The organism is Parvibaculum sp. (genome assembly GCF_049671045.1).
Lineage (GTDB): Bacteria > Pseudomonadota > Alphaproteobacteria > Parvibaculales > Parvibaculaceae > Parvibaculum.
Genome location: NZ_JBATUH010000136.1, coordinates 1 through 6,925, shown reverse-complemented (window position 1 = coordinate 6,925; position 6,925 = coordinate 1). Strand labels below are relative to the sequence as shown.

Genomic DNA, 6,925 nt, shown 5'->3' with positions numbered 1-6,925 from the left:
TGAAGGCGTCGGGCACCGCGCCGCCTGCTTCCGCCTCGACATCGGAAAGCGCGCGCAAGGCGCCATAGAGCCGGTCGAGCATGCGCCGCGCCTGGGCGAGCCCGTCCGCCGTCCAGTCGAGCGGCTGGCGGTAATGGCCGTTGAGGAGCGCCAGCCGGATCGCCTCACCCGGCGCCTGGGCGATCAGATCATGAACCAGCAGCACATTGCCGAGCGACTTCGACATCTTTTCCTTTTCGATGTTGACGAAGCCGTTATGCAGCCAGAAACGTGCCAGCGGCGCATGGTCATGGGCGCAGTTCGACTGGGCGATCTCGTTCTCATGGTGCGGGAACTGAAGGTCGATGCCGCCGCCGTGAATGTCGATGGTGCGGCCGAGATGTTTCTCGATCATGGCCGAGCATTCGATGTGCCAGCCGGGGCGGCCGCGGCCCCAGGGGCTGTCCCAGCCGGGCTGGTCCGGCGTCGAAGGCTTCCAGAGCACGAAGTCGGCCGGGTCCTTCTTGTAGGGCGCGACCTCGACCCGCGCGCCCGCGATCATGTCGTCGCGGTTGCGGCCCGACAGGCGGCCATAATCGGCATAGCTCGGCACGTTGAAGAGCACATGGCCATCCGCCTCATAGGCATGGCCGCTGGCGATGAGCCGCTCCATCATCGCGATCATGCCGGCGATCGTTTCGGTCGCCTTGGGCTCAATGTCGGGCGGCAGCACGCCGAGCGTGCCCATGTCCTCGCGATAGATCTGCGCGAATTTCTCCGTGATCGCGGCGATCTCGACGCCCTGCTCCTTCGCGGCGGCGATGATCTTGTCCTCGATGTCGGTGATGTTGCGCGCGTAGACGACGTTCGGGTAGAGGCGGCGCAGAAGCCGCGCCAGCACGTCGAAGACGACCGCCGGACGCGCATTGCCGATATGGGCGTAGTTGTAGACCGTCGGACCGCAGACATACATCGTCACCCGCGCCGGATCGGCGGGCTCGAACACCTCCTTGCGGCGGGTGAGCGAATTATGGAGCATCAGTCGCAGGGACGTCGTCATCGGTGGCCTGATCTCAAGAGCTTGCGTGGAGTCCTGGCCCGGACCCCGTCGCCGGAAGTCTTCAGGCCGTGAAAGTCGAATCTCGTGTGCTTCGACAGGTCATAGACCGATCTCCCGGGCGCCGGAATGGCGAATATGGCCGCTGGGCGCCCAACCATTGATAATCAACCCGATCGGGAGCGGCAAGGCTCGGAAATCCGCCCATTCCGGGCCCGGCGTGGCCGTCCGCAGGCCGCCTTAACCCTGAATAGTTTGCGATTTCTATTGGATCGGCCAGCCTTGATAGCGAGTTTTCGCAAGGCTATATGCATGCTTCAGACGATGTCACATCAAAATGAGCATGGCATAAGACCCCCGTGCTTGATGGGCAAAACGGGCCGGCACCGAATGGTACCGGCTTTGTTGACTTGAACCGACGGCATCTGCCCTCCACATCGGCGAGGACGTGCCGGCGGGAAACCCCGGGGAGCATGACCGGAAGGCCCACGACCGACCGGAACATCATGCTCTCGATTCAACAGCCAGAGTGCGACCCTGCCGCAAAGTAGCCCATGCTTGGCGGATCGCGCTCCAGAGATGGTCAAATGGACATGAATGCTGCAGTTGACGGCTTGCGCTCGACCTTGGACGGCACCCCTCGCCCCGCATCCCCGAAGAAGCCCAGCCGCGAGGAAGCGGAAGCCGCCGTGCGCACGCTGATCGCCTGGGCGGGTGACGATCCGAGCCGCGAGGGCCTGCTCGACACGCCCGGCCGCGTCGTCCGCGCCTATGAGGAATTCTTCGAGGGCTACAAGGAAGATCCCTACAAGGAGCTGACGCGCACCTTCGAGGAAGTCGAAGGCTATAACGACATGGTCATGCTCCGGGACATCGCCATCGAATCCCATTGCGAGCACCACATGGTCGCCATTCTCGGCAAGGCGCATATCGCCTATGTCCCGACCTCCAAGGTCGTCGGCATCTCCAAGCTCGCGCGTGTTATCGAGATTTTCTCCAAGCGCCTTCAGACGCAGGAGACGATGACGGCGCAGATCGTCGACACCATCAACCGCGCGCTCGAGCCGGCCGGCGTCGCCATCCTCATCGAGGCCAAGCACCAGTGCATGACCACGCGCGGCGTGAAGAAGCCCGACGTGGCGACCATCACCAGCCAGTTCACCGGCGTCTTCCGCGACGATCCGCGCCTGGAAGCCCGCTTCATGCAGATGATTCGCGGCTACTGATCGCGCCTCATCCGCGTCCCGTTCCCTGACGGCAAGTTGATGGCCCGCTTCATGCGGGCCATTTGCATCTTTGCTATACAATGCACGAAGCAACCGGATGGCCCGGACGAGCCGGGCCATGAGGCATTCGAGGTTTGGCGCATCATGAGCTCTTCCCTTTTCGGCCCGCGCGGCAGCGAGAACGAGATCGAGAACGGAACCGTCTTCACGCCGAAATTCGATGGCGACGGCCTCATCCCGGTCATCGCGAGCGATGCCGCCTCGAACGAGGTCCTGATGTTCGCCTGGATGAACGCCGAGGCGCTTGAGCGCACGCTTCGCACAGGCGAGGCCTGGTACTGGAGCCGTTCGCGCAAAGCGCTCTGGCGCAAGGGCGAGACGAGCGGCCAGACGCAGAAAGTCGTCTCCATGCGGGTCGATTGCGATCAGGACGCGCTGCTCATCAGCGTCGAGGTGGGCGGCGATGGCGGCGCCTGCCATGTCGGCTACCGCTCCTGCTTCTACCGCTCGGTCGAGCTCGCGCCCGGCGGCGCCGGCATCCGGCTCCGCACGACCGAGAGCAAGATCGGCGACCGGAAGCCCGGCTGACCCGACCCCTCGCCGCCTCTTTTCCGCCCGAACGGCATCGCCATCCTCTGGCCACGGCGATGTCGCCCCTTTTCAAGCGGCGCGGCCAGGGCGCATGATGCTGCATCGGGGGGTCCTACTGATGAAGCGTTTGGAATGACCCGTCCGAAAATCGGCATTGCACTTGGAAGCGGCGTCGCCCGGGGCTGGGCGCATATCGGCGTGCTGAAGACGCTCTCCCGCGCCGGCATCGAGCCCGACATCATATCCGGCACGTCGATCGGCTCGCTGGTCGGCGGCTGCCACATCGCCGGCAAGCTCGATCCGCTCGAAGACTTCGCCCGCTCGCTGACGCGGCGCAGGCTCATCAGCCTCATCGATTTCCGCTTCCGCTCCTCCGGCCTCATAGGCGACGCGAAACTCGAAGCGCTCATGCTCAAGCATCTGGGCGGGCTCAGGATCGAACGGCTCGACCGCATCTTCGTGGCCGTGGCGACCGAGCTTGCGACCGGCCATGAGCTCTGGCTGCGCGAAGGCAGCCTCGTGCAGGCGATCCGCGCGTCCTACGCGCTGCCCGGCGTCTTCACGCCGGTGCCGATCGACCAGCGCTGGCTCATCGACGGCGCCATCGTGAACCCGGTGCCGGTTTCCGTCGCCCGCGCACTCGGAGCCCGCCTCGTCATCGCGGTGAACCTCAACACCGATCCCTTCGATCCCGCGACGCGGCGGCACTGGGAGGGCGGCCACACGCCGCTTTATGTGAGCCCCATGCCGCCATTGCCGGAGGAATACGACCTCGCCGAAGAGATCGACGAACTCGTCGCCGAGGAAGCCGAGGTCGAGGCGGCGATGGCGCCGGGCGAACCCGGAGCCGAAACCCCGCTCATGCTCGGAATCCGCACGACGCTGAGCCGCCTGCGCGGCAAGAGCAGAAGCCCGGAGCGCGAAATCGTCAAGCGCGCCGTGGGCACGCGGCAGCGCGGGCCGGGCTTTGCGAGCGTTCTCCTCGCCTCGCTCAATATCGTGCAGGACCGCCTCGCCCGCGCGCGCCTCGCCAGCGATCCGCCAGACATCGTCATTGCACCGAAGATCGGCCACCTGACACTGCTTGAATTCGATCGCGCGGATGAACTCATCCGCCTCGGCGAGGAAGCGGCGGAGGAAGCCCTCCCGCAGATCAGGGAGATGTGCGAGTTGCTGCGCTAGCAGCCTTGCCTAGCGGACTTCGCCAGCGAGCGTCCGCGCGATGCCGACAAAACGGCTCAGGGTCGGCGAGGGATTGTCGCGGCGCCAGACGAGGCCCGTTTCGATGCTGGGCGGTTCGCCTTCAAGCGCGACATAGCGCACGCCGGCACGGCCGAGATTTTCAAGCGAACGCGGAACGAGCGCGATGCCCATGCCCGCCGAGACGAGGCTGATGATGGTCTGCATCTGGATCGCCTCCTGGCCGATGCGGGGCTCGGCGCCGCTCACCGCATAATAGCCGGTGATGAGATCGTGAAAGGCCGGCGCCGTGCGGCGCGGGAAGATGATGAGCGGCTCTGCTTCGAGATCGACGAGCCTCACCTTTCCCGTCACGCATCTGATCCGCCCTTCCCTCGCCCATGCCTCCGGTATCGCCGCGACGAGCGGCTCGCGCAGCAATGCGAAATAATCCAGAGAAGGATGAAGCGCGGCCTGTGGCGGCGGAATGATGAAGCCGGCGTCAATCTCGCCATCGAGCAGCGCTTCGATCTGGAGATCGCTCGTCTGCTCGAGGAGCGTCACCTGCACGGCGGGATAGGCGGCGGTGAAGCCGCTGACGAGCGGCGGCAGGACGCTGTAGTCGGCGGTGCTCACAAAGGCGACTTTGAGGAGCCCGGCCTCGCCGCGCGAGAGCTGACGCGCGATCTCGGGCAGCGCGGCCGCATCATCGAGCAGCTTGTGCACATGCGGCAGCCATTGGGCGCCCGCAGGCGTCAGTGCGACCATCCGCTTCGTTCGCGCAAACAGGATGACGCCAAGCTCCTGCTCAAGTGCGAGAATGGACTGGCTGAGCGGCGGCTGCGTCATGCCGAGCCGTTCGGCGGCGCGGCCGAAATGCAGCTCCTCCGCGACCATCACGAAATAGCGAAGCTGCCGGAGATCCATCACGGGCCTCGTGATACGCAAAACGACTTAATATCAGGAGAATAATATATTTCTTTCTCGTTTGAAAACGATCTAAGCATGACTGAGCGACGCCGCCACGTCTGACCGGGAGGAAACGTCCATGTCCGCGAATGAAAGATCGAAGCACATCACGCAAGGCATCGCCCGCTCGCCCAACAGGGCGATGTTCTACGCCCTGGGCTACGAAAAGGCCGATTTCGACAAGCCGATGATCGGCATTGCGAACGGCCATTCGACCATCACGCCCTGCAATGCCGGGCTTCAGCCGCTCGCCGATGCCGCCTCCGCCGCCATCAAGGCAGCAGGCGGAAACCCGCAGATGTTCGGCACCCCGACGATTTCCGACGGCATGGCCATGGGCACCGAGGGCATGAAATACTCCCTCATCTCCCGCGAGGTCATCGCCGACTGCATCGAGACCTGCGTGCAGGGGCAATGGATGGACGGCGTCCTCGTCATTGGCGGGTGCGACAAGAACATGCCGGGCGGCATGATCGCGCTCGCACGCACCAACGTCCCCGGCATCTATGTCTATGGCGGCACGATCAAGCCAGGAAAATGGAAAGGCGAAGATCTCTCCATCGTTTCGGCCTTCGAGGCGGTCGGCTCCTATATGGCCGGCAAGATGAGCGAGGAAGATTTCGAGGGCATCGAGTGCAATGCCTGCCCGACGACAGGTTCCTGCGGCGGCATGTACACGGCGAACACGATGAGTTCCTCCTTCGAGGCGCTCGGCATGTCGCTCCTCTACTCATCGACCATGGCGAACCCCGACGGGGAAAAGATCGACAGCACGGCGGAATCCGCGCGCGTTCTCGTCGAAGCCGTCCGCAAGAACATCCGTCCGCGCGACATCATCACGCGCCGCTCGATCGAGAACGCCGTTGCGCTGATGATGGCGACGGGCGGCTCCACCAATGGCGTCCTGCATTATCTCGCTATCGCCCATGCGGCCGAGGTCGAGTGGACGCTCGATGATTTCGAGCGCATCCGCCGCAAGGTGCCCGTCATCTGCGATCTGAAGCCCTCGGGCCATTACATGGCCGTCGATCTTCACAGGGTCGGCGGCGTGCCGCAGGTTCTCAAGCTCCTGCTCAATGCCGGGCTCATCCATGGCGATTGTCTCACCATCACCGGCCGGACGCTGGGCGAGGAACTGGCCGACATTCCGGACAGCCCCGCCGCCGGGCAGACGGTCATCCGTCCGCTCGAAAAGGCGCTCTATGACGAAGGCCATCTCGCCATTCTGAAGGGCAATCTGGCGCCTGATGGCGCCGTGGCGAAGATCAGTGGACTGAAAAACCCGGTCATTCAGGGGCCGGCCCGCGTTTTCGACGACGAGGCGTCGGCGATGGATGCGATCCTGTCGGACAAGATCAAGCCGGGCGACGTTCTGGTGTTGCGCTATCTCGGCCCGCGCGGCGGCCCCGGCATGCCGGAAATGCTCGCTCCGACCTCCGCCATTGTCGGCCGCGGCCTTGGCGAGAGCGTCGGCTTCATCACCGACGGGCGCTTCTCCGGCGGAACATGGGGCATGGTGGTCGGCCATGTGACTCCCGAAGCCTATGAAGGCGGCACCATCGCATTGGTAAAGGAAGGCGATCTCATCACTATCGACGCCCACCGGCTGCTTCTGCAACTCGATGTCGACGAGGCCGAGATCGAAGCGCGGCGCAAGGCATGGCGCCAGCCGCCGCCCCGCTATACGCGCGGCGTGCTCGGCAAGTTCGCCCAGCTTGCAAGGCCCGCAAGCGAAGGCGCAGTGACAGGGTAAATCGGCGAACGGCGCGGACCGGCGTGAAGATCACACCGGTCCGCTCATCGTTTGGAGCCTAGCTGCTCGCGATGTAGAGGCGCATCGCCTCCGTTTCCATCACGGTTTCCGCGATGCGGTGCTTCACCACGTCGCCGATCGAAACGATCCCGACCAGTTCGCCCTTGTGAA

Annotated in this window: 6 protein-coding genes; 4 read left to right on the top strand and 2 right to left on the bottom strand. The window is 64.4% G+C overall.

What is annotated here, in order from left to right; all coding sequences use genetic code 11:
* A partial coding sequence (gene cysS / locus WBG82_RS15835; protein WP_424425884.1) for a cysteine--tRNA ligase occupies nucleotides 1-1,039 on the bottom strand: 1,039 nt, incomplete at its 3' end.
* A 590-nt stretch (nucleotides 1,040-1,629) separates the two neighbouring features.
* Here cysS and folE point away from each other — a divergent pair.
* The 3 genes from folE to WBG82_RS15820 all read left to right on the top strand — a co-directional run bounded on the left by folE (nucleotide 1,630) and on the right by WBG82_RS15820 (nucleotide 4,035).
* Nucleotides 1,630-2,262: a GTP cyclohydrolase I FolE gene (folE, locus tag WBG82_RS15830; protein WP_424425882.1), complete on the top strand. Its 633-nt coding sequence runs from the start codon at nucleotides 1,630-1,632 to the stop codon at nucleotides 2,260-2,262.
* 144 nt (nucleotides 2,263-2,406) lie between these two features.
* Complete coding sequence (hisI, locus tag WBG82_RS15825; protein WP_424425880.1) at nucleotides 2,407-2,850, top strand: phosphoribosyl-AMP cyclohydrolase; 444 nt, start codon at nucleotides 2,407-2,409, stop codon at nucleotides 2,848-2,850.
* 135 nt (nucleotides 2,851-2,985) lie between these two features.
* Complete coding sequence (locus WBG82_RS15820) at nucleotides 2,986-4,035, top strand: patatin-like phospholipase family protein (RefSeq protein ID WP_424425878.1); 1,050 nt, start codon at nucleotides 2,986-2,988, stop codon at nucleotides 4,033-4,035.
* A gap of 9 nt (nucleotides 4,036-4,044) precedes the next feature.
* Here WBG82_RS15820 and WBG82_RS15815 read toward each other — a convergent pair whose 3' ends face one another.
* Nucleotides 4,045-4,959 (bottom strand): LysR family transcriptional regulator, encoded by a 915-nt coding sequence (locus WBG82_RS15815; RefSeq protein ID WP_424425876.1) that lies wholly within the window; start codon nucleotides 4,957-4,959, stop codon nucleotides 4,045-4,047.
* 121 nt (nucleotides 4,960-5,080) lie between these two features.
* Here WBG82_RS15815 and ilvD point away from each other — a divergent pair, with 121 nt between their 5' ends.
* Entirely contained in the window at nucleotides 5,081-6,754 is a 1,674-nt protein-coding gene (gene ilvD, locus WBG82_RS15810; protein WP_424425874.1) for a dihydroxy-acid dehydratase, read from the top strand.
* Nucleotides 6,755-6,925: the final 171 nt, after the last annotated feature.

Coding starts and splice junctions, on each gene's coding strand:
- WBG82_RS15820 (WP_424425878.1), top strand. CDS start 2,986: ATGACCCGTCCGAAAATCGGCATTGCACTTGGAAGCGGCGTCGCCCGG.
- hisI (WP_424425880.1), top strand. CDS start 2,407: ATGAGCTCTTCCCTTTTCGGCCCGCGCGGCAGCGAGAACGAGATCGAG.
- ilvD (WP_424425874.1), top strand. CDS start 5,081: ATGTCCGCGAATGAAAGATCGAAGCACATCACGCAAGGCATCGCCCGC.
- folE (WP_424425882.1), top strand. CDS start 1,630: ATGAATGCTGCAGTTGACGGCTTGCGCTCGACCTTGGACGGCACCCCT.
- WBG82_RS15815 (WP_424425876.1), bottom strand. CDS start 4,959: ATGGATCTCCGGCAGCTTCGCTATTTCGTGATGGTCGCGGAGGAGCTG.